Source organism: Pseudomonas thivervalensis, assembly GCF_001269655.1.
GTDB classification, from domain to species: domain Bacteria; phylum Pseudomonadota; class Gammaproteobacteria; order Pseudomonadales; family Pseudomonadaceae; genus Aquipseudomonas; species Aquipseudomonas thivervalensis.
Genome location: NZ_LHVE01000007.1, coordinates 842,521 through 865,126, shown reverse-complemented (window position 1 = coordinate 865,126; position 22,606 = coordinate 842,521). Strand labels below are relative to the sequence as shown.

At 57.2% G+C, this 22,606-nt stretch carries 22 protein-coding genes and 1 pseudogene; 7 read left to right on the top strand and 16 right to left on the bottom strand.

The window, feature by feature from the left end:
• Positions 1-43: 43 nt before the first annotated feature.
• Both AD659_RS11530 and AD659_RS11525 read right to left on the bottom strand, forming a co-directional pair.
• Positions 44-1,159, bottom strand: a complete 1,116-nt coding sequence (locus AD659_RS11530) for an NAD(P)/FAD-dependent oxidoreductase (protein ID WP_053121381.1) — start codon at positions 1,157-1,159, stop codon at positions 44-46.
• Between the two features lie 127 nt (positions 1,160-1,286).
• Positions 1,287-2,834, bottom strand: coding sequence for a TerC family protein (locus AD659_RS11525; protein WP_053121252.1), 1,548 nt, complete (start codon positions 2,832-2,834; stop codon positions 1,287-1,289).
• A gap of 363 nt (positions 2,835-3,197) precedes the next feature.
• Between AD659_RS11525 and AD659_RS11520 the strand changes: the two genes are divergently transcribed.
• Together AD659_RS11520 and AD659_RS11515 are read left to right on the top strand one after the other, a co-directional pair.
• Positions 3,198-4,370, top strand: a complete 1,173-nt coding sequence (locus AD659_RS11520; RefSeq protein WP_053121250.1) for a delta-60 repeat domain-containing protein — start codon at positions 3,198-3,200, stop codon at positions 4,368-4,370.
• Positions 4,371-4,722: 352 nt separating this feature from the next.
• Positions 4,723-5,268, top strand: a complete 546-nt coding sequence (locus tag AD659_RS11515; RefSeq protein WP_053121248.1) for a hypothetical protein — start codon at positions 4,723-4,725, stop codon at positions 5,266-5,268.
• A 42-nt stretch (positions 5,269-5,310) separates the two neighbouring features.
• Here the strand turns inward: AD659_RS11515 and AD659_RS11510 are convergent, their stop codons facing one another.
• The 4 genes from AD659_RS11510 to AD659_RS11495 all read right to left on the bottom strand — a co-directional run bounded on the left by AD659_RS11510 (position 5,311) and on the right by AD659_RS11495 (position 10,320).
• On the bottom strand, positions 5,311-5,946 hold the full coding sequence (locus tag AD659_RS11510) for a hypothetical protein (protein ID WP_053121246.1): 636 nt from the start codon (positions 5,944-5,946) through the stop codon (positions 5,311-5,313).
• 151 nt (positions 5,947-6,097) lie between these two features.
• Positions 6,098-7,543, bottom strand: coding sequence for a hypothetical protein (locus AD659_RS11505; protein WP_053121244.1), 1,446 nt, complete (start codon positions 7,541-7,543; stop codon positions 6,098-6,100).
• Between the two features lie 71 nt (positions 7,544-7,614).
• Positions 7,615-8,763: an iron-containing alcohol dehydrogenase gene (locus AD659_RS11500; protein ID WP_053121242.1), complete on the bottom strand. Its 1,149-nt coding sequence runs from the start codon at positions 8,761-8,763 to the stop codon at positions 7,615-7,617.
• 183 nt (positions 8,764-8,946) lie between these two features.
• Positions 8,947-10,320, bottom strand: coding sequence for a sigma-54 interaction domain-containing protein (locus AD659_RS11495; RefSeq protein WP_053121240.1), 1,374 nt, complete (start codon positions 10,318-10,320; stop codon positions 8,947-8,949).
• A gap of 170 nt (positions 10,321-10,490) precedes the next feature.
• On the opposite strand from AD659_RS11495, the pseudogene AD659_RS30175 reads away from it, so the two are divergent.
• Positions 10,491-10,694: pseudogene (locus AD659_RS30175) on the top strand (sigma 54-dependent transcriptional regulator); the annotation flags it as partial.
• A gap of 23 nt (positions 10,695-10,717) precedes the next feature.
• Here AD659_RS30175 and AD659_RS11490 read toward each other — a convergent pair.
• The 6 genes from AD659_RS11490 to pstS all read right to left on the bottom strand — a co-directional run bounded on the left by AD659_RS11490 (position 10,718) and on the right by pstS (position 15,951).
• A complete protein-coding gene (locus tag AD659_RS11490; protein WP_082343540.1) occupies positions 10,718-11,344 on the bottom strand; it encodes a hypothetical protein in 627 nt (208 codons plus the stop codon).
• Positions 11,344-12,042, bottom strand: a complete 699-nt coding sequence (locus AD659_RS11485; protein ID WP_053121238.1) for a hypothetical protein — start codon at positions 12,040-12,042, stop codon at positions 11,344-11,346. Before AD659_RS11485 ends, AD659_RS11490 begins: the two co-directional genes overlap by 1 nt.
• 92 nt (positions 12,043-12,134) lie before the next feature.
• Positions 12,135-12,896: a phosphate ABC transporter ATP-binding protein PstB gene (gene pstB / locus AD659_RS11480; protein WP_025214260.1), complete on the bottom strand. Its 762-nt coding sequence runs from the start codon at positions 12,894-12,896 to the stop codon at positions 12,135-12,137.
• A 75-nt stretch (positions 12,897-12,971) separates the two neighbouring features.
• Complete coding sequence (pstA, locus tag AD659_RS11475; RefSeq protein WP_053121236.1) at positions 12,972-13,883, bottom strand: phosphate ABC transporter permease PstA; 912 nt, start codon at positions 13,881-13,883, stop codon at positions 12,972-12,974.
• On the bottom strand, positions 13,883-14,848 hold the full coding sequence (gene pstC, locus AD659_RS11470; RefSeq protein ID WP_053121235.1) for a phosphate ABC transporter permease subunit PstC: 966 nt from the start codon (positions 14,846-14,848) through the stop codon (positions 13,883-13,885). The genes pstA and pstC overlap by 1 nt, the downstream gene beginning before the upstream one ends.
• Positions 14,849-14,919: 71 nt before the next feature.
• Complete coding sequence (gene pstS / locus AD659_RS11465; protein WP_053121233.1) at positions 14,920-15,951, bottom strand: phosphate ABC transporter substrate-binding protein PstS; 1,032 nt, start codon at positions 15,949-15,951, stop codon at positions 14,920-14,922.
• 281 nt (positions 15,952-16,232) lie between these two features.
• Between pstS and AD659_RS11460 the strand changes: the two genes are divergently transcribed.
• Positions 16,233-16,565, top strand: a complete 333-nt coding sequence (locus AD659_RS11460; protein WP_053121231.1) for a carboxymuconolactone decarboxylase family protein — start codon at positions 16,233-16,235, stop codon at positions 16,563-16,565.
• 33 nt (positions 16,566-16,598) lie between these two features.
• Positions 16,599-17,705, top strand: a complete 1,107-nt coding sequence (locus tag AD659_RS11455) for an alkene reductase (RefSeq protein WP_053121230.1) — start codon at positions 16,599-16,601, stop codon at positions 17,703-17,705.
• Here AD659_RS11455 and AD659_RS11450 read toward each other — a convergent pair.
• The 4 genes from AD659_RS11450 to AD659_RS11435 form a co-directional block, all read right to left on the bottom strand.
• Positions 17,695-18,027, bottom strand: coding sequence for a thioredoxin family protein (locus AD659_RS11450; protein WP_053121377.1), 333 nt, complete (start codon positions 18,025-18,027; stop codon positions 17,695-17,697). The two genes, AD659_RS11455 and AD659_RS11450, sit on opposite strands and share 11 nt — an antisense overlap.
• 125 nt (positions 18,028-18,152) lie before the next feature.
• Positions 18,153-18,707 (bottom strand): OsmC family protein, encoded by a 555-nt coding sequence (locus AD659_RS11445; protein WP_053121227.1) that lies wholly within the window; start codon positions 18,705-18,707, stop codon positions 18,153-18,155.
• A gap of 177 nt (positions 18,708-18,884) precedes the next feature.
• Positions 18,885-19,460, bottom strand: a complete 576-nt coding sequence (locus AD659_RS11440; RefSeq protein ID WP_053121225.1) for a TetR/AcrR family transcriptional regulator — start codon at positions 19,458-19,460, stop codon at positions 18,885-18,887.
• Between the two features lie 72 nt (positions 19,461-19,532).
• Entirely contained in the window at positions 19,533-20,507 is a 975-nt protein-coding gene (locus AD659_RS11435) for a helix-turn-helix domain-containing protein (RefSeq protein ID WP_053121223.1), read from the bottom strand.
• A gap of 241 nt (positions 20,508-20,748) precedes the next feature.
• Between AD659_RS11435 and AD659_RS11430 the strand changes: the two genes are divergently transcribed.
• Both AD659_RS11430 and AD659_RS11425 read left to right on the top strand, forming a co-directional pair.
• Entirely contained in the window at positions 20,749-21,282 is a 534-nt protein-coding gene (locus tag AD659_RS11430; protein ID WP_053121222.1) for a 2,4'-dihydroxyacetophenone dioxygenase family protein, read from the top strand.
• A 21-nt stretch (positions 21,283-21,303) separates the two neighbouring features.
• Positions 21,304-22,554: an MFS transporter gene (locus AD659_RS11425; protein ID WP_053121220.1), complete on the top strand. Its 1,251-nt coding sequence runs from the start codon at positions 21,304-21,306 to the stop codon at positions 22,552-22,554.
• The last annotated feature ends 52 nt before the right edge of the window (positions 22,555-22,606 follow it).

The following is a 22,606-nucleotide window of genomic DNA, read 5'->3' as shown; positions in this document are numbered from 1 at the left end:
AACTGCATGCCTAAAGACAGACCACTTTCTGGATCAAATCTGGTTAAGCGTGACGTCGTTCAATTAGCTCACGTACGTGCTGGGCAATGGCCAGGCATGACGTCAGTCCGGGAGACTCTATGCCGAACAAATTGATCAGTCCCGGGACGTCATGCTCGCGCTGGCTGCTGATCATAAAATCGCGGGCAGGCTCCCCAGGCGCCGAGATCTTCGGGCGAATCCCGCTGTAGCCCGGTTGCAGGCTACCGTCCGGCAAGTCGGGCCAGTAGCTGCGAATGGCCGAATAGAAACTGTCTGCGCGAGCCGGATTGACCTGGTAATCCTCGGTTTCGACCCATTCGGTATCCGGACCGAAACGTGCCTGTCCACCCAAATCGAGGGTCATATGCACCCCGAGACCGTCGGCTTCCGGTGCCGGATAGACCAGATGGGTGAAGGGCACTCGCCCGGACACGCTGAAGTAACTTCCCTTGCACAAATAGCCACGCGGCACCGCGTCAGATGACAAACCGTCTATGCGCCGCGCCAATGCCGGAGCATGGAGACCCGCAGCATTGATCAGCCGGCGACATGAAAGCGCCATGGGGGCGTCCCCACCCACGTGAAGAAGAAAACCGTCGGCTGTCGCCCTTGCACCGAGCAGCGGGGCATGGAGCGCGATGCTGGTGCCGGCCGTCTCGGCGTCCCCCTGCAACGCCAACATCAGCCCATGGGCGTCGACGATGCCGGTCGAAGGTGAATACAACGCAGCGATGCACTCAAGCGCCGGTTCCAGAGTGATGGCCTGATTACGATCAAGCAGACGCAGATCATCCACACCGTTTTCATGCCCTCGCTTGAGCAAGAATTGAAGCTGGCCTACTTGCGCGTCAGTGTTGGCGACGATCAGCTTTCCAGTTCTGCGCGTATTGACCCCGTGGCTATCGCAATACGCATAGAGTGCCTGTCTGCCCTCGACGCACAGTCGGGCTTTCAGGCTCCCGGGAGGGTAGTAGATCCCAGCGTGGATGACCTCCGAGTTACGCGAACTCGTGCCAATACCGATTGCCGCTCCAGCTTCAATCACCAGGACTTCGTGACCTGCCAGGGCCATTTCGCGTGCGATGGCAAGACCTACAACCCCTGCACCCACGACTACGCAATCGATATCGACACTCACCGTCACGGCTCCAATCGTTAGATGACACCGAGAAGGTACCTCCAGGGGCTGGAGTCCGCCACCCGAGATGACCCGTTTTGATAGCGGCGAGAATAAATGAGGCCGCAAAAGCGGCCTCATTCCGGGCTTATTCCTGACGCAACAGCACCCTGGTCACCCGACGCTCTTCAACCGCCATCACGGTCATGCTCCATCCTTGGCAACTGAGTGTGTCTCCAATGATAGGCAAGCGATCCAGCAGGCTCATCACCAACCCGGCAAGCGTCTGGTAATCTTCCGTCGCTTTTGCCTGAAAGCCGATGTGTTCGCGGACCAGACTGAGATTCAGGGCACCGCTGACAAGGAAACCTTCTTGCTGGGGAACAATGTTCGGACCTTCGATTTCACTGGCATCCGGCAGTTCACCCGCAATGGATTCCAGGATGTCAGTCATGGTGAGGAGGCCGACGAAGTCACCAAACTCATTCACCACGAACGCGATGTGGGTCGACGCCTTACGCATTTGCTCCAGTGCATTGAGGATCGTGAAACTGTCGAGCAGGTTGATGGCTTTGCGCGCCATGACTTCCAGATTCGGCTGATTGCCTGCCAGTATTTCCTTGAGCAGTTCTTTCTTATGGACAAAGCCTAGCGGCTCATCCACGCGTCCTTCCCGGATCAATGGCAAGCGCGAGTAGGAAGAGTGCATCAGCGTCGTACGGATTTGTTCCGCTGCATCGGCCAAGTCGAGGTGGTCGATTTGCGCACGAGGCGTCATCACACTGCGTATCGGTCGCTCGGCCAGTTGCAGCACGCCACTGATCATCACCCGTTCGCGCCGATGGAAAACCTGCTCCGGATCGTCGCCTTCCAACATGTCGGCGATTTCCTCACCGACTTCATCGGCATCCAGCTTTTGACCGCCCAGCAGGCGCAACACCGCATGGGCAGTACGCTCACGCATCGGACGTAGACCTTGCAGGCTTTTCTTGCGACGGGAGCGCGCCAACTGGTTGAACAGTTCGATCAGGATCGAAAAACCAATCGCGGCGTACAAGTAGCCTTTCGGGATGTGGAAGCCCAGGCCTTCAGCCGTGAGACTGAAGCCGATCATCATCAAGAAGCCCAGGCACAGCATGATGACGGTAGGGTGGCCGTTGACGAATTTCGTCAGCGGCTTGCTCGCGATCATCATCAAGCCGATCGAGAACATTACCGCGATCATCATGACCGACAGATGCTCCACCATCCCCACGGCCGTGATCACCGCATCCAGGGAAAAGACCGCGTCCAGCACCACAATCTGCGCAACGATCGGCCAGAACATCGCATAGGCGGCATTGCCGGCACGTTGCGCCACGTGGCCCTCGAGTCGTTCATGCAACTCCATGGTCGCCTTGAACAACAGGAACACACCACCGAACAGCATGATCAAATCCCGGCCCGAGAACGTCTTGTCGAAGACCTCGAACAACGGGTTGGTCAACGTCACCATCCAGGAGATGCTGGCGAGGAGGCCAAGGCGCATCAGCAACGCCAGTGACAGGCCGATGATACGGGCACGGTCGCGCTGCTCGGGCGGAAGTTTGTCAGCCAGGATGGCGATGAATACGAGGTTATCGATGCCGAGCACCAGCTCCAGCACGATCAAGGTCAGCAGGCCGAGCCATGCCGTGGGGTCAACGATCCATTCCATGGATTATTCGCGCCCTCGGACGATCAATGCGAGGGAAGGGGGCTGCAACGCTTGTATGCAGGGCGCTGGGGCGCAGGAGAGAAAACGGTGCTTTGAAAGGCGACTGGGGGGTTCCTGAAGGGTGTTCATACAGACCTGGAAATAGTTGGGGAGGAAATCCTACAACGCTTTCCAACATTTCATACGAGACGATTTATTACAGGATCTGACAGGGCGACGATTGATGGAAACGCTGCTAATCGTATCTGTACATCAAAACGCCCTAACCATTGGTCGCTACTGTCAAAGATGACAGTAGCGACGCAGAAGCCGCCTCTTCTTAATCAAGTTTCATCAAGCTTCATCAGAAAAGGAGAAACAGGCATGGCTACTCAAAGTAAGGCATCGGCTGGTGAGTTGGACCCGAGCTTTGGCAATGGAGGGAAAGTGATAGGCCCCATTCAAGGGGAAACAGCATTACTCGATAATGGAAAAATACTTACGGCAGGAAGGCGGGATGATCGTTCTGAACTCCTGCTAGTCCAACACCTTGATGATGGCACCGTAGACGAATCTTTTGGCGAGCAAGGAAGAAAAAACATCACGTTGAAGGGCTCGGTCAGAAAAGTCTCTGCCTTGAAGTCCCAACCCGGTGGCGGTGCATTGATATTCGGCACTGTTGCAGCGGGAACTGTGAACATTCTCTATGTCGTTAGAATATTGCCTGGGGGCGAATTGGACCTCGATTTTGGCCAAGGAGGAGGTGCCTATGTGAATTCTCCGGTTCCGGGTAAGTCCTACTCTTCCAGTGCGCTGGCTATCCAGTCCGACGAAAAAATCATCCTCGTCGCACAAGCCGAGACACCAGGTGGCCAACCTACTGCAGAGCTCGTTCGCCTTGACAGCATGGGTAACCTGGATCTGAGTTTTGGTGACGCCGGCATGGTGTCTGTAATGGGGTATCAATTTACGTCAGTCGTTGCACTCCCCGACAGCCGGATGCTACTCGGCGGAAGATGGGGTGGTGCCTTGATTGTAGCTTTTCTGAGTGATGGACGACGCGACCTCGACTTTGGCAAGAACGGCACGGTCACAATCGAAATCGGTTCGACTGGCCTGTCGGAAATTACCGCAATAGAAAGACAGGCGGATGGGAAAATCATGGCCATTGGCTGGGCCAGTATCGAATCACAGTTGCGGATAGTTGCAACAAGAATTAATCCCGACGGAACCATGGACGGTACTTTTAACGGAGGAGAACCTGCTGCCATCGAGTTCCCCGGTTACCAGACTCAAGGCAGTGGCATGGCCATACAACCCGACCATAAAATTCTGGCAATAGCGCCTGCGTCGGGAGCTTCCAGCGTCGCTTTCGGATTGACGCGATTGCTTCCCAACGGAGCATTTGATAGTGAGTTCGGCACACAAGGTAGGGTCATAACGGACATGCGAGGAATGGATATGGCTAAGAGAGTTGCCATACAACCCGACGGAAAGATTGTGGTATCCGGTTGGGTTTGGGGAAATGAACAAGGGATAGTGCGTTATATTGCATAGGCATAAAGATTCAATTGCGGAGATTAGCTGATACTCAATTCCTCAGTACGGGGATCTGCCCGAGAAAGGCCTCGCAGGTTGTGTTCTACAGGACGTCGCTACCGAAATCATGGCGGCGGGTTCTACGAGAACGGCTACGGGGCTTTCTCCCGAAATGCTTACCTTGAAGCAGCCTTGGCCCACAGCTTGAATACAACCTGGATCTCAGTACTGCCGAAGCACCAGTGAGTACACATAATGTATATTATGTTAAACAATATGTTTACGTGTCGCCAAACCTCAGTTCCTCATTGATGGCTTAAAGCTATCTGCCGATAATCACCCCCTTCTCAAAAGCACATAAGGATTTGCTGTGAAGAAGCTCTACCTGGCTCTACCGTTCTGCGCGCTGCTGCTACAAGGCTGTGGTGTGACCATGACCCGCTATGAACCCAATTTCCAGAACGTTCAGCAGCTCAAGAAAAATGAGCCCATGCAACACCTGCGCGAAACACAGGTGAATGCTGATTCAGGCCAAGGGTCTTTGATGGTTCGCCTGAACCCGATTTCTTCGCCCGTGGGCAGCGTTCCACTGCACATCCAGGCAGCGATCAACGATGAGCTCCGTCAGGCTGGTTTGCTGGATCCTCGTGCTGACCGGCAACTGCAGATTCAATTGGTCAAGAGCCAGCTCACCGCTGGCATGAGCAACGGCCATGGCGAGCTGGCTGCGCGCTTCACGCTGCGTAAAGGTGACCAGGTTTTATACGAAACCACCAAAGACGTGCAGCGTGATTGGGACAGCAGTTTCTTCGGTCCGATCGCCATTCCGGCTGCGGCGAACAATTACAACCCTATGGTGCAAGACTTGCTCAAGAGCTTGTACAGCGATCCACAGTTCACTCAAGCGTTGAAGTGATCAAAAAAAGAGCCGCGGTTGCGGCTCTTTTTCTTTCGGCTGTCAGCCCCGCGGAATGTGGGTATCGACAGCGGAGTATTTCATGCGGTTGTTGTCGACCCAGTTTTTCAACAGTGCGTTGACCTGCCGGTTGAAGGTGTCGGTGATGGCGGCTTTGGGCGTATTACCTGCCAGGGGCAGGAACCAGATACCCAGCCACGTGTTGACCGCATCGTGGTTGCTGGTCTTGCCCACCGGCTGACCCTGCTCATCCAGGGTTTCCAGGCTCACCGTGTACTGGTCGGTTGCCAGCGCAGGAATGATCGTGAACGTGAAGCCGCTGATGAATGCCAGGACCATTTGCCCACCGCCTGGCGCATGGTTGTAGACCTTCAATCGAAGACTGCAGTCGCCTGGTTGCTTCTGGAACTCGTCGAAGACTACGCGCCCAAAGAGCCCTGATTCATCGAAGGTCCGCTTCAGATCAGGCTTGAGCATGTCCCGAGCCTGCGGCACCTCGGTGGCTTTGGCATTGCCGGGTTCGCCCTGATAGAAATCGAAGTCGACATAGACGTTCGGCTTGTTCGAGTAGCTGGCCATCGATGGCAGATTCACGGGGGCTACTTCATCTTTGGGGAAACTGGCGCATCCACTGAGGCTCAATGCCAAGGCGAGGCCCATGGCTTTTGCAAATTGCATATCGACTTCCTTGCGTAATTTTTACGAATGCCGCTCACAGAGAGTGGGCACGAATTCTAGCGGGACACGGTTAAAAGCAAAAGGCCATCACTGTGGATGGCCATGATCCCCTCGCATTGAATAAGCAGCGCCCCCCTCCTCTCTGACCGACTTATGAATCAGCCATAGCCTCCTCTGCCATTTGCTTAACAGTCGTGACTGACTCACCACCTTTAGCAGGCTTGGCAGGCGCAACCTTCAAATCCTTGGCAAACGTCCCATCCACCTCGCCCTTGAAGAAATTCCTGCCGTAGATCAGCAAGCACAACACGACGCCAATCCCGAAGGCCCAACTCGCGCCTTTGATGGCCAGTACCGCGCCAATCACCCCCGCGATACCCAAGTCGCGCTGGCTACGCGCCTCAAGGATGCCCAAACGCACACTGACATAACCCTGGATCAGCAAGGTCAACGACAGCGCAACACCGAGAATCGGCTGCACCAGGGTCACGACCGGCAACAACAGCAGACCGCTGTTGGTCCCCCAACGGAACGACCCGACACCGCCGATGATCGACTTCATCGCCTTCGGCCCACCTTTGAAACGTTCGATCACCACCACCAGCATCGCCGCCCATTTCGGGCCGCACATGGCGACATCCGGGCCAAAGATGCTCATGAACGCATTACGCGCACCGAAAATCAGGTGAGCACGGTCGGCGTTGTAGTCGACGACTTCATCCGTGCGGACGGTTTCTGCCTCATCGAGGAGCGATTTTGCGCTGAGCACATCGCCGAAGACGATGATGTACGCCGCCAGCATGGTCGGCAGCGCGGAGATGAACATGGACAGTGGCGGCATGCCCAGGCCGAACACGGTGTAGTTGTTCCACAGGCCGGCAAAATCCGGTTTGCTGATACCCCACTGGATCGTTGGCCACGACGCTTCACCAAACAATGGTGCAATCACCACGGCCAGCAGAACGATCGGCAAGATGCCGAGCTTGGCGAAGTTCCACCAGAAGCGGTTGCGCTGCTTGAGCTCGTTGAAGTGCTGGGAGAAGATCAAATAGAAGGCAATGCCGACCGCAATGGAAATGGTCCAGGGCAGTACATTGAATTTACCGCCAACCTGGAACACCGCGATCACCGCACTCAAGCCGGCCCCGACGATAATCCCGGATTTGATCGCCGAGGGCACATATTCCACCACCTTCTTCGCCATTCCGGTCGCCCCCAGGGCTATTGAAAAAATCCCTAGCATCAACTGGAAGGCAATCAAGGCGTGGACACGCTCCGGGCCCATTGGGAATTGAGCGCAGTAAGCCATCAACAGAGGCACCGCCGGGGTAATCCAGCCAGGTACGGTAGGGTCACCGAGTAAATGGTGCGCCAGGTACAGCAAGCCATTGAGCATCACGACGGCAAGTGCGACCTCGAATGGCATGCCGAGCAGTTCGGTCATCAGGGGAATGGCGGCCAGATCCACGGCGCACATCAGCAAGCCCTGGAGGTAATCCGGGAGCTCGATCTTGTAGTGAATAAACGGCAACCGGACCTTGAAAGGACCCAGCGGGATGTACGGGCTTTCGCTCCGCTGCGCAGGAGTGTCAGACATTGAGTTCACCTGTTTTATTGGTTTTGTACGGGCGCACGCTCCGGTACTAGCGGAGTCGTGAGTGACGCAGATCAATAGGCAGCGCGATAGATCTTCTCGATATCGGCGGCGGTCAGCTTGCGCGGGTTGTTACGCATCAAGCGGTCGATCTTGCTGGCCTCCTCGGCCATTGCCGGAATGGCCTCCTCAGGCACGTTGAAACTGCGCAGGCCGGATGGAATATCCACAGCGGCGCATAGATCGGCCATGGCTTTGACGGCCTGATCCGCCGCGTCCTTGTTGCTCAGGTGTTCGACACGCACGCCCATGGCTTCGGCGATATCACGAAAGCGTTCGACGCAGGCCGTCTTGTTCCACTCCATCACGTACGGCAGCAGCAAGGCGTTGCTGACGCCATGGGCAATGTTGAAACGCCCGCCCAATGGGTAAGCCAACGCGTGCACCGCCCCTACTCCGGCGTTACCAAATGCCATGCCGGCCATCAAGCTGCCGGTGGCCATGTCTTCCCGCGCTTGCAGGTTGGATGGATTGGCGTAAGCCTTCGGCAGCGCCTTGGCGATCAGCTTGATAGCGCCTAACGCGATGGCGTCAGTGATGAGCGAAGCGTTGAGCGAAAGATAGGCCTCGACCGCATGTACCAGCGCATCGACGCCACTGGCTGCCGTCACACTGCATGGACAGGTCAATGTCATGGTCGGGCAAACCAAAGCCACATCGGGTAGCAGGTAGTCGCTGACAATGCCTTTCTTCAACTGCGCTTGCTTGTCGGAAAAAATCGCTACGTTGGTGACTTCCGAGCCCGTGCCAGCGGTCGTTGGAATCGCAATCAACGCAGGGCCCTTACGCTTTACCAGATCGACACCGAACAGCTCCGTCAGCGGACCGCCATGCTCGGCATAGGCCGCGACACCCTTGGCAATGTCGATGGCACTGCCGCCACCCACGGCAATCAAGCCGTCATGGCTGCCGTTGCGATAGGCGCGGGTGCAGTCCTCTACGATGGCGATTTCCGGCTCCGGTTTGACCGCATCGAAAACGCCGAAATGGCGGCCACCCAGTTGCGCCAGCGCCAGATCAACGGTGCCGGACTTCAGCAGGATGGCGTCGGTGACGATCAGCGGATTCTGGACATCGAGGCGAGTCAGCTCAGCCGAAAGCTGCTCGATAGCGCCTTGTCCTGTGATCAATTTGTTCGCGATTTTAAAAGCAGAGATATTCATCGGGCTCGTCCAGTTGATGTTGTTTTATTGGAAGACGTGCCATACGAGTTAGCGAAAGACGTGCCAATGCTCGCAAAGCCCCGGTGGCGTGGGCCTTTGCGCGATTCGCACGATAATGGAAGGTTTTTTGCCGGTCAGTCCCGATTAGTTTTCTGATCGATTTGATCGGGGTTGATCAGAATCCTAATCAGAATGTTCCCAGCGCTTCATTTTCTGTACCACGGTCGCCTGACTCACGCCTAACGCCTTGGCTGCAAGGCGCGTGGTCTTGTGCACACGCAGCGCCGCACGAATCGCGCTGCGCTCGGCATTTTCCAATACCTTGCGCAATGGCAAGCCGGTGTCATTGCTATTGCGCGGATTGAGATCGAGGATCTCCTCGGGCATGTCGAGCGCCTCGATAGTCCCGGTCTGATTGGTCACCACCAGCCGTTCGACGATGTTGATCAACTCGCGGATATTGCCGGGCCAGGCGTACTCGCACATCAGGTCGAGGGCTTCGAGACTCCATTGAACCTGGCGTTCATAGCGGGCATTGAAGCTATCGAGGTAGTAGTGCAAAAGCGGCGGGATTTCCTCTCTACGCTCGCGCAATGCCGGAATGTGGATCGGCACCACATTGAGCCGGTAATACAGATCGGCGCGAAAACGACCTTCGGCCACCAGTAGCTTGAGGTTATGGTGGCTGGCGCTAATGATGCGTACATCGACCTCCTTCAGCTCCAGGCCACCGACAGGAATGAAGCGGTTTTCTTCGATGACCTTGAGTAACTTGACCTGCACCGGCAGTGGCAGATCGCCAATTTCATCGAGAAACAATGTTCCGTGATGCGCCAGCTCCAGCAGGCCGCGCTTGCCTTTAGCGCCTGCGCCAGTGAACGCTCCGGGCGCATAGCCAAACAGCTCGGCTTCGATCAGGTTCTCGGGCAGCGCACCGCAGTTGAGTGCGAGAAATGGTTCGCTGGCACGGGGACTGGCGTTATGGATGAATTGCGCCACGAGGGTCTTTCCGACGCCGGTTTCGCCCTGAAGCAAAACCTTCACTGAGCTGTTGGCCACCTGCCGGGCCAGCGAAAAGACGCGTCCGGAAACTTCCTGATCGGCCATGAGCGGAGAATTCAGGAGGTTGTCTCGTTGGCCGGCATGCAATTTGGCAGTGCTGCTGCGCAGTTGCTTGAGTTGTTGCAACTCATCGCGCTCGTGTTTCATGCGCAGCAGTTCAGTCATGTCACGCACGGTACTGACAACATACGAAACCCGGTTCTCAGCGTCGAGAATCGCCGTGGCGCTGACCAGTAATTTCTTGCCCTGACTCAGGCTTTGCATTACCGACACCGGCCGCCCTTCGCGCAATACCCGCAACGTGGCCGACTGCGAGATGACGCCCTCCTCCACCAGTTCCTGCATGGGACGGCCTATGAGATCTGCACCACTGAGTCCAGTCAGGCGTTCATAGGCTTGATTGACTTTCAGCGTCCTGCCGTCGCCATCGGTGATGTAGACGCCATCATGCAAAGCGTTGAGCAGCTCTTCGAAACTGGCGTCGTTGACGTTCACAGGGGACGGTCCTTCGAGGGTTCGGAGCGGTTGAGTTTAAACGTTGTGCCGGGGGATGGAGAGTGACTGTGCGCATCTCCTCACGGGCCTTCTCGATGAAGTAGGTGCCGATAATGTTCCCTACGCCCCCGGGAGCCGGTGTGAAGCATGATCCACACGTGGTCGGTCTCTTTGTACTGCCCGGACTGGCCAACCGGAGGGAAGACATCGAGCCTAACATCGACTTTGAACTGCGGCGCCATGCCCGAGATCAGGGCTACACGGTTCGCTTCAATGTCGAAGCGCGGCGCCGATATGTGTCCTTTGCTACCGGCGGGGACGCGCGTTGGCCAGGTAACTTCCGACAACTCTCTGCGTCGATCACTCGGATGGCATGCGGCACACAATCACTCTCCTGCTAAATAGTCGGTACCCGGCGCAACGAAGCTCGCTGGACAGGCATCTGCTGCCACGCCAGCTGAGCCTGGACAATGGTGACCGCATCCAGCACTTTCTGTGTCCAGCGCTCATCCTCAGGATGCACCACGACCACGCGAAACCCGTGATCATCCCCCTCTATCTGCACGCCCTCGGAATCATCGACGTGCAGGTCGATATCGAACGCTGGTGGATACTTCGAAGGCGAATTGGACAAGCCGTGCACTGTCAGGGCGCGGTTGTGCAGTACGCTGTTGACCACACCGTCAACGCGGATGCCATATAGCAGCAGCCAACGCCGGATATAGGACGGCGTGCGACCAGACGAGGTATAGACCCAGATGCTGCAATCCTGGCGGCGCAGCTCTCGGATCAGGGACCGTGTGCCCCTGCGCAACGGTTCACCCAACCAACGATGGACACTGGCCGGCAGTCTGCTGTGCTCGACTTCGCAGTGATGGAGCTGGCAGGCGAGCGTGTCATCGATATCAAACGAAATGCGTATGCGCTGACGCCTGGATATCTGCGTTGGGATAGCGCAGCGCAGAGCCCGCCCTACCCGGCTGCCGATGGTTTTGCATTTGGAGAGCGCTGGATACCTGCTCATCAATGGCCGCCTTGAGAGAGGGGCAAAGGCTTGCCTTTGAGAAAGAATTTTATCGGGTCAGGCGCTTGTTCTTCCAGAAAGGCTGCGTATTTTTTCTTGATCTTGGGCAATTCGTACAACGCCTTGACGCCATGTTTGGCAGAGTTGCGTATGACCGATGACGGGTTGAAGTAGCCCTCGGCGTTTTCCAGCGTCAACACGAAAGGCGGCAAACCCGCGCGCATGAGCAGGTAGCTGACGATGAGCGACCCGCTGCGGTTGTTTCCTTCGATGAACAACTGTGGCTTGCTGAGAATGCGCACATAGACCCCAGCTGCACGCTTCCAGACGGATTCGCTGCGATACGCGCAATACCAGTTGTACAAGTCCTTGATGCCTCCCTCAACGTTGTTGAAGAAATGCGCCTCGGTCGCGGCCAGGTGCTGGGCGTATTCCAAGCGGCGCGCCGGGTCTCGGCCACAAAGCACCGTGGCGTTGATCTCGAGCATCAGGTTCAGTTGCTGGAGGTCAAACAGATCAACGCCGCGGGCAACATAGTCGTCAATCAACGCGTAGCCTTCAAGCACATTTTGCAGCACTTCGTCAGTCAAGGGATCGCGCGGCTCCGTGAAGTGCCGGCTGAGCTCGGTGAAGCGGTTTTGCACTTCACGCAGTGCACGTTCAATCGCAGGCAAATCAAGGCGATGCGTAGCAGGCATTGGTGCTCCTTGGAAACGCTTGGTAAATGTCTACCGGATGCCCGCCAAATCCATTTGGCTTCTGCAGGTATGCGGCCTTGACCGGAGGTGTGTTAGCTGAACTTGCCGCTGATGTAATCGCCGGTCATCTGCTCACGTGGGTTGTCGAAGATCTGCGTCGTTGGGCCCATCTCAACCAGATAGCCGGTGCGCGTGCCCTGGGAAATATCCACCGAGAAGAACGCCGTTGTGTCAGCGACACGGATGGCTTGCTGCATGTTGTGGGTAACCAGCGCGATGGTGTAGTCCTTCTTCAACTCGACCATCAATTCCTCGACCCGCCGGGTAGCAATCGGGTCGAGTGCCGAACACGGCTCATCCAGCAGCAGGACTTCCGGCTCGGTGGCGATGGCGCGGGCGATGCACAGTCGTTGTTGCTGGCCGCCGGAGAGCGACAGGCCGCTGACCTTGAGCTTGTCCTTGACCTCATCCCACAGGGCGGCGCCTTGCAGCGCGTGCTTGACCCGATCGCCTATATCGCCTTTGTAGCGGTTGAGGCGCAGGCCAAACGCGACGTTGTCGAAGATGCTCATCGAGAACGGGTTCGGCTGTTGAAACACCATGCCGATGTAGCGGCGCACGACCACCGGATCAACGCCCTTGCCATAGACATCTTGTCCAAGGAAATGCACGTGGCCTTCGAAACGGAAACCTTTCACCAGGTCGTTCATTCGGTTGAGGCTGCGCAGCACGGTGCTTTTGCCGCAGCCGGAAGGCCCGATGAAACCGGTGATCTTGTTTTTCTCGATCGGCACATGGCTGTCACGTACCGCCATGAAGTTGCCGTAGAAAATCTTGTCCAGTTTGCAGTCCATGACTACAGGCGCCTGGGTGACAAACGGAGCGGCTATTTGCGCAGTGGATACGTTCAAGATCAGATGCTCCCGTTCTTAATACTTGGGCTTGCCGAAGATACGGCTGATGATATTCACGACCAGCACGATCATCACCAGCACCAGTGAGGCCGCCCATGCGAGCTCGAGCTGGTTGTCGAAAGGCATGCCGGAGAAGTTGTAGATCAGCACTGCAAGCGATGCCGTCGGGTTCATGACCTCGAGGCTGCCTTGGTGGTAGATCCAGTAGTTACTGAACAGCGCGGTAAACAACAGCGGCGCGGTTTCGCCCGCGGCACGTGCCACGGCCAGCATGACGCCGGTCAGGATCGCCGGCATGCCGGTGGGAAGGACGATTTTCCAGATCACCTGCGAGCGGGTGCAGCCCATGCCATAGGCGGCATCCTTCATGATCTTGGGCACCATCCGCATCGACTCTTCCGCTGTCAGCACGACGATAGGCAGCATCAGGACTGCCAGCGCGACGCCACCGGCCGGTGCCGAATAAGTGCCGGTGGTCATCACCACTAGGGCGTAAGCAAACACCCCGGCCAGAATCGAAGGCAGCCCCGTGAGCATCTTGGCCGCAAAACGCGCAGCGTTCGCCAGCTTACTGTCCGGCCCCAGTTCCGCCAGGAAGATCGCCGCCATGATGCCAACCGGCACCGCGATTGCCGCCGCGATACCCACCATCACAAAGGTACCTGCCATTGCGTTGCCGAAGCCCCCGCCCATCTCGAAGCCAGTCGGCGGCAGTTCGGTGAAGACTTCCAGGTTCAGGCGAGCGCCGCCGCGGGTGATCAGCATGTAGAGCACGGAAACCAACGGCACGCTGGCCAGCAGCGCCCCGCCCCAGACCAGGGTGGTCAAGATCAGGCTGCGCAGGGCGCGGCCCTCGAACTTGCGCTGCAGGCTGGGCATCGCGCCTGCTGGAGACGTCAAGTCTGTTGCAGCAGTCAGATCAGTCATCACTTGTTACCCCGCTGGGCGTACATCATGATCAAGGAGCCGAAGACGTTCACGATCAACGTGATCAACATCAGCACCAGTGCGGCATACATCAACACTTCGATCTCGTTCGGCCCGGCTTCGGGGAAGTTCAACGCCAGCAAGGCCGCCAGGGTGTTGGCCGGTGCGAACAGCGAAAGGGAAATGTTATTCGCGTTGCCTACCAGCATGGCCAGGGCCATCGTCTCACCCAACGCACGCCCCAAGCCAAGGACCAAGGAGCCGAAAATACCCGTGGCGGCCGACGGCACCATCACCTTGAGGATCGCTTCCCAGTGGGTGGTCCCCATGCCGTAGGCGGCCTGCTTGGTTTTCATCGGTACGCCCGTGAGCGCATCCTGCGAAACAGCGGCAATGGTCGGAAGAATCATGATGGCAAGCACCAGCGCCGCAGGAAGCAGCCCCGGCCCGCTCAAGGATGTGCCGAAAAATGGCACCCAGCCGAGTTCGCTGTTCAACCAGGTGGTCAGCGGCCGAATCGCCGGGATCACCACGTAGATCCCCCACAGGCCGTAGACGACGCTGGGGATGGCCGCGAGTAATTCGACAATGGTTCGAAAAATGGCGGCGAGCTTGGGAGGCAGGAAGTCCTGGGTCAGGAAAATCGCCATGCTGACGCCGAAAAAGCCCGCAATCAACAACGCAATCAGAGCGCTGTAGAGCGTGCCCCAGATAGCCGGCAGGATGCCGTATTTACCCTGGTTAACGTCCCAGACAGTGCCGAGAAGCACATCAAAGCCGTGCTTTTCCATGCCAGGAAGTGCCTTGCGCCCCACCTCGAACACGAGGGCAAATACCAACGCCAGAACCAGAACCACCCCAATACGCGCAAGCGCACGAAAGGTGCGATCAACCAGGAAGTCCTTCGCGGACGGTGGTTGGCAGGCAGAATCTGGATTAACCGGTACGACAAAGGGTTTGTTCATTGGCTAAGTCCGGAACAGGGGGGAAAGTCTCCCGGCATGCTGACAGCGCACACCGAGAGAGGCCTCAGGCGTTACTGAATGTTGGCGGACGCTTTGCGAACCTGCTCGACAACCGACTGCGGCAACGGGATATACCCCATCGAATCGGCAATTTTCTGCCCTTCGACCAGGCTGTATTCGACCATTTCACGCATGGCTTTGGCCTTGGCCGGATTGCCGTTGTCCTTGCGGAAGATCATCCAGGTGTAGGACGTGATCGGGTAGGACTTGGCGCCGTCCGGATCAGGCAACCAGGACACCAGGTTTTCCGGCATTTTCACTGCAGCCAGGGCCTCGGCACCACTTTCGGCGTTCGGCACTACGTATTGGCCGGCCTTGTTCTGCAACTGGGCAAAGTCAACCTTGGCCAGCTTGGCGAAGCCGTATTCGATGTAGCCAATCGCGCCCGGCGTCTGGCGCACGGTAGCGGTCACACCATCGTTCTTCGGCGACTTGATGAACTTGTCACTGGCCGGCCAATTGACAGTGTTGCCCTCCCCCAGCGCCTGCTTGAAGTCTGGGTTGATCGTCGCCAGGTGCTTGGTGAATACCGCGGTCGTACCGCTGGAATCGGCCCGCACGACAACCGTGATCGGCGTATCGGAGAGTTTCAGGTCCGGGTTGGCGGCAACGATTTGCGGATCGTTCCAGCGGGTAATCTTGCCCAGGAAAATGTTCGAGTACACGTCGCGCGGCAGCTTCAAGCCCTTGGGATTGCCCGGCAGGTTATAGGCCAGCACGATTTCCCCAGCGGTCATCGGCAGCAACTGCACGCCTTCGGCCACCTTGGCGATGTCTTCGTCTTTCATTGCCGAGTCGCTGGCGGCGAAATCAACGGTCTTATTCAGAAAGTCCTGTACACCCGCGCCGCTGCCCTTGGACTGGTAATCCACCGTGACACCCTCGGATTTCTTGCTGAAATCCTTGAACCAGGTCAGGTAGATCGGCGCCGGGAAGCTCGCGCCGGACCCCGTCAAACGGACGCTTTCTGCAGCGAAGGTCGCCGAAGTGGCACAAAGAGAAAGCGTAACGGCGAGCGCAGCAGACTTCATCAAACTTTTCATTGAAAGAAATTCCTTGTGATGACGGGCCGGAGAACTCTGCAACAGTCGTGTTACGTTTTTATGAATATCGAATTGCAAAAGCGAAAACCCCCCTTTTGCACCGCCTGCACCAACCTGCGCAGCAGCAATGGATCGCTGGCAACACCTCAAATCGAGCAGCCACCGCCCACCTAGAAAATCTCACTGATAGTGCCTATCGATAAAACAACATTGATCGCCTACCAACTGGATGGTAGCGTTGTTCGTAGTTTTACACCCACCCCAGATACAGTGAGAACCTCATGCAAGATTGGAAGCAAACCCGCAAAGACATCAACGCGCGCCTGGTAGAGCTCAATGGCTTGTCTCCGGAAACTATGAAAGGCATGGCTTCTTTGGGGGCGGCCGGTGCCAAGACCCACTATCTGGACGCGAAGACGCGTGAGCTGATCTCCCTGGCGGTGGCTGTCACCACCCGCTGCGATGGCTGCATCGCCTTTCACGCCGCCGAAGCCAAGAAAGTCGGGGTGACCAATGAGGAGGTGGCTGAAGCCCTTGGCGTGGCCATCAACATGAATGCCGGCGCCGCACTGGTGTACAGCGCTCACGTATTGGATGCGTTCGACAAAGCGTAATTCGATAATCCTTTTTCTAATTCGAGATCAATCATGAACAAGTTGTTTACGCCTTATGATCTGTCCGGCGTCGAGTTGAAAAACCGTGTGGTCATGGCGCCCATGACGCGCACGCGCACCCTGAACAATGTTCCAAACGAGTTCACGGTCGAGTACTACGCACAACGTGCCTCCGCGGGCCTGCTGATTACCGAAGGCCTGCCGATTTCCGACGAGGCGCGTGGCTACCTCTACACCCCTGGCATCTACGCTGACGAACACCTGCCTGGCTGGCGTCAGGTCACCGATGCGGTGCATGCCAAAGGCGGTCGGATTTTTGCGCAGTTGTGGCACGTCGGCCGCATGTCGCATGTGTCGGTGCATGGCTTGGTGCCGGTTTCTTCGGGCACTCAGCCGGCGGTCGACACCACGGTGTATGCCTGGGCCAAGCCCAACGAGGCCGGCCCCGTGCGACCCAGCGTCCCCCGCGCGCTCGGCACGGATGAAATCAAACGTGTCATTGCTGACTTCGTGACGTCTGCGCGCATGGCTATGGATGCCGGGTTCGACGGCATCGAAATCATGGCAGCCAACGGCTTTCTGTTCGACCAGTTCCTCAGTAGCGCCTTGAACACCCGCACCGATCAGTACGGCGGCTCTATCGTCAATCGCCAGCGCTTCCTGCTGGAAACAATTGACGCGATCGCCGATGAAATCGGTGGTGCGCGGATTGGCGTACGGTTCTCGCCGTTTGGTCGCTTGTATGACTTCGGCGTATACGAGGGCGAAGCAGAAACCTGGATGAGCATGGCGGCCGCGCTCAACGAGCGTGAACTGGCCTACGTTCACCTGAATTACCAACCGACCATCGTCGCCGCTCAAACGCCGCTAGGCTTTGGTGCAGCCTTTCGTGAAGCCTATAAAGGCACCCTGATGGCCGCCGGCGGTTTTACTCAGGCGCTCGCCGAGTCGGAACTGGCCAAGGGCGAACTTGACCTGATTGCGTTCGGCACGGCCTATATCGCCAACCCGGATCTGGTCGAACGCATGCAGAACGGCTGGCCACTGGCAGAGAGCGATCGCGCGACTTACTACGGCGTAGGTAATCGCATCGCCAAGGGCTACACCGACTATCCAAGGTTCCGTACGACTAACGCCTGATCTCTTCCAGCGACTCGAGAATCGCTTTCTTCATTGCGCCCATCGAGCGGGAACCGGGCATTACCCGCAACAGTCGCCCCTCATGAAATACCGCCAAGGAAGGCACCGCGCGAATGCCGTACATTTGCGCAATCGTGGGGGACATTGCGACATCGATCTTTCCAAAGGCAGCTAGCGCGTGAAGTTTTTCTTCAAGCGCATGGAACGCTGGCTTCATCTCCTGACATGGCTTGCACCAAGAAGCGGAAAACAACACCACACTACTGCCCTTGGCCACAAAACGGGCAAACTGCGGAGCGCTCAATTCAACAATACGGTTCATGTGAATCTCACACTTAGAGCCGATGAAAAAATCGCTCATTGCGAACTCCGGATATCTGGATTTGATGGGCGTGGCCTCGGCATGACCTATGTTCATTGATGCCCGCAGGGATTAGAAATGGGCGATCAGTCTTCACGCACTTCGAGGGTCGGCACCATGCGGATGGCCTTGGAGAAGTTGGCGTAATTGACCGACGTTTGGAGCACGGCGTTATGCAACTCCTCAACACGCTCACGCGGCGCATCAGTGTGCAGACGGATCGCCACGCTCACTTCGTCGTAGCCTGGGTTGACGCTCTCGTCGATGCCCAGGAAGCCACGCAGGTCGAGGGTGCCGTTGGTTTCGATTTCCAGGCTGTGAATCTTGATCCCCATCATCGCGGCATTCGCGGCATAACCGACAGACATGCAAGCGTTAAGCGCAGCCATCAGCAGCTCTTGAGGGTTTGGCGCGGAATTCTGGCCCAGCAATTCATTTGGCTCATCAGCGGCAATTTCAAAATCACGCGAATAGGTTTCACCAGCCAAGCTGTAGCGATTGACTTTAGCCACTGTGCGGGCCTGGCCTTTCCACTCGGTCTTGACGTTAAAACTGGCGTGACGCTGGGTAGCATTCTCGGCGACGCCCTGGGCGAACTGCTGGAGCGCGGCGACGTCGATACCGTTCAGGTTGTTGCTCATTTGCGAATTCCTCTTTGGGTGGATCAGGGTTGTGATCGAAAGAGAAATCACTCTACCAAGTAGTAGGTAGCTGTTCAATTATTATTGAGATCACTCATCGGCGCGTCTCCCGCCGCAAAAAAAAACGCCTCGGTAATTCGAGGCGTTTTATAGAAATGGGTGGTGCGGTGCGATTGCCTAATGATGCGGGGGTGCCGCACGAAGTCCTTCCAGGAGAATATCGAACCCGGACGATTGTGCATAAGCGTCGCTCAGTGCCCAAGAAACGAAGCTGTTGCCTTCCAGTGCATTGAGGATAAGCCGGGCGACGTGCACCGCGTTGAGTTCTGCCTTGAGCTCCCCGACGGATTGACCTGATGCAATATTGGCCTGCAGCCACTCGAGGTGGATCTCGAAAAAGTCTCGGGTCAACGCCTGCAGACTGTCGGGCAACGCGAGGAGCTCCGCGGCCAGGGCTCCGCACAACGGCAACATGCCTTCGGTACTGCTCTGGGCGAACATGAGCGCAAACGCTTCGAGACGGTCGATCACACCGGCATTGTCTGCGTTGATCTGCTCCAGTTGATTCTTGAAACGGAACAGATAGCTTTCGACAATCGCGATCGCCATCCCTTCCTTGGTAGGGAAGTGGTGATGAATACTCGCCTTCTTGATGCCAATTTCAGTCGCGAGGTCGGCGTAGCTGAACGCTGCATAGCCTTTGGTCCGCAACAGGATTTCAGCGCTGGTCAGGAGGTCGGAACGTGTACTCATGAAGCAGTATCCAGATTTTATCAATCGGCGATCATAAATGAGTCATGCCGCAGAAGACAGTCCACCGCCTGACTAAGCAACCCCCGCCGTTGCGCGCACGTCGCTGGGAGTGCGGCCGAAGTGCGCCTTGAAAGCCCTGGCAAAATGCGCCTGGCTGCTGAAGCCCTGCTGATAGGCAACTTCGGCAATGTCCAGGCCTCTGCCCTCCCCGCTGCTCAGCACCTGAAACGCGCGCTGCAAGCGCTTCTCCAGAATGAACCGATGGGGCTGGGTGTCTTCCATGGCGAACAGCCGAGCCAAGTGTCGCGTAGAAACGCCGGTTTGTGCCGCTACTCGCTCACAGCTCAGTGTAGGGTCGGCCAGTTGCTCGAGGATGCATTGCTTGGCGGCCAGTAAGTAAGAAGTGCTGAGCGCATTGATTCGGCGATTACCCACCTGGCCAGTAATGATATTGCCCAACAGTTCAAGGACCTCGTCTTGATAGTTGTCTGCCCCCTGGCTGAGGGGCTGCTCGAAAAATACGCCGGTGCGCTCACTCAACGTGCGTAAGAGCAAACGCTGCGTGCCGGTGTGTGCGCTGATCTTCAGTGCGCTATCAAAGCGGCGCAAGCAGTGGGCTGCAAAAACGTCCTGGGGTATATCGAAGATAAATTTATGCATCGAACTGGAGAAGCCAAACAGGTAGGGTTTGTCGGTGCGATACACCATCAGCTCACCAGGCTCCAGCAAATGACAGGTGCCGTTTTGAAAGAAAAACGACTCACTGCCCAAGACCAGCGACACGAATACCGACTCTTTGGGGACCGTGCGAATCATTGAGCCATCGCGCTCGATGACATGCTGGTTGCCGACAATATGGGCGACTCGAAGTCGTTCCAGGCTCAGGTTGTCCTCCCGTGCATTGAACCCGGTTTCGCTGAAGGATGAGCACTTCAGCCCTACCAGTGTCGATGCGTTGTACTGCTCCCAGAATGCCAAGCGCTGATCAGGTGGATAGTCATCGGTACTTGCACGCCGGGTGTCGAGCAACGGGGGGGATTTGACCATTTTATTGTTCTCGTTTTATGGACTGCTCAACCCCGCGCAAGGCGGACCATGGGGGCATGCAGAGCCTCATTAACAACCGCCCCAGGCGCGCTGTCAATCAATGGCCGGAACAAAAGTACGGCGACTGTGCGAGGAAAAGATATCCGTCCGATGCGGACAACAATGACGTCTGTTTCGATCAAACCGCCCCGCGTTCCCCGCCTTAGAGTGGCCTCCGTACTCCAACAATCAGAGGCCCGACATGCCCGAATTAGCCCGCAACGAATTTTGGAAAGACCTGCAGCCCATCGCGAACTGCTTCAAGCCCGACGCCAAGCCCGAGGTTTATCTGCCCAATGCCGCCAGTGATGATTTGCGGCTTTATGTCCCTTTCACTGAGACCGTTTCTTCACGCCCCCTGTGGATCTCTCCCAGCGAAAACCGTTGGTGCGACATCTTGATGTCCAGTCGTGCCGGCCTGGTCAATCGCCACTACCACCCACACGAAGTGTTCGCTTACACGCTTTCGGGCAAGTGGGGGTATCTGGAACACGAATGGACCGCCACCGCTGGCGACTTCGTTTATGAGACGCCGGGTGAGGGGCACACCTTGGTGGCCTACGAGCATGAAGAACCGATGCGTGTGTTCTTTATCGTCAAGGGACCGCTGATCTGGCTCGACGATCAAGGCGAGTCCACCGGTTATTTCGATGTGCACTCCTACATCGCCCTGTGCCGCGAACATTACGAAAAGGTCGGCCTGGGGGCTGACGCTGTGGACCGCCTGTTCCGTTAACCCGTGCTACGGAGAACCACCATGGCTCACAACAATAATAAAGCCAGTTATGAAAATACCCTGCTCTGCGTGCTGTTCCTGACGTTCGGTTTTGTGTTCTTCGACCGTCTGGCCCTGTCATTTCTTTTTCCGTTCATGGCCGATGAACTCCAACTGAGCAACAGCCACCTCGGCATGTTGTCTTCGGTGCTGGCATTGGCCTGGGCGATTTCCGGCACGCTGGTGGGTGCCTGGTCAGACCGTCGGGGTGTGCGCAAACCGCTGCTGATTGTGGCGGTCATCCTGTTTTCCCTGTGCTCAGCCCTTTCCGGGCTGGTTTCAGGTTTCCTCAGTCTGTTGCTGTTTCGCGGCATCATGGGATTGGCCGAAGGGCCCATCCTGCCGTTGTCCCAATCGATGATGGTCGAAGCATCGTCGCCACATCGACGGGGCCTGAACATGGGCTTGCTACAAGGGTCGGCGGCAGGTCTGTTGGGGGCGGTGATTGGCCCTCCGGTCCTGATCGCTTTGGCCGAGGCCTATGGTTGGCGGCATGCCTTCATTGTGTCGCTGCTGCCTGGCCTGCTCATCGCCTGGCTGATCTGGCGTTACGTGCGTCAGGATGAACCACGCCCAGCGCCAGTGAGCAGCGCCAAATCCACGGGGCATCGTCTGGCGTTGCTTAAAAGCCGCAACATCGTGCTGTGTACGTTGATCAGTTGCGTATTTCTGACCTGGTTCGTCATCTTGATCTCTTTCACGCCGACGTTTCTCGTCAGTGTCCGCGGCTATAGCGCGCCGAGCATGGGCACGATCATGAGTTGCCTGGGCGCTGCCTGGGTCATGTGGGGATTTGTCGTGCCGAGCATTTCCGACCGAATCGGTCGACGCCCGACCCTGGTGCTGTTTTCGCTGATCGCCGCGTGTTGCCCGATAGCGCTGTTGTTCGCTCCTTCCCCCATGGTGTTGGGTGTTCTGATGGTGCTCACCTTCACCGGGCTTGGCTGCTTCACACTCTTCATGTCCACCATTCCGGCCGAAACAGTCCCGCGGGAAGTGATGGCCACCGCACTGGGCATGATCATGGGCGTTGGCGAGTTGGTGGGCGGTTTCGTGGCGCCTACCGTCGCCGGATTTGCCGCCGATCAATTCGGTCTGTCGATTGTCATGTGGATCTCCTGCGGCGGTGCCTTGCTCGCGTCGGGCTTGTCCCTGCTGCTCAAGGAAACGGCGCCCGCCGTACTCGAGCGCCGATCACGCGTGCGCTCAGCGGCCCCGGGACATTCGCTGTGAACACTCAACAACGGAAGCTGCGGTGATCGAGGCTCATCACCGACACCACACC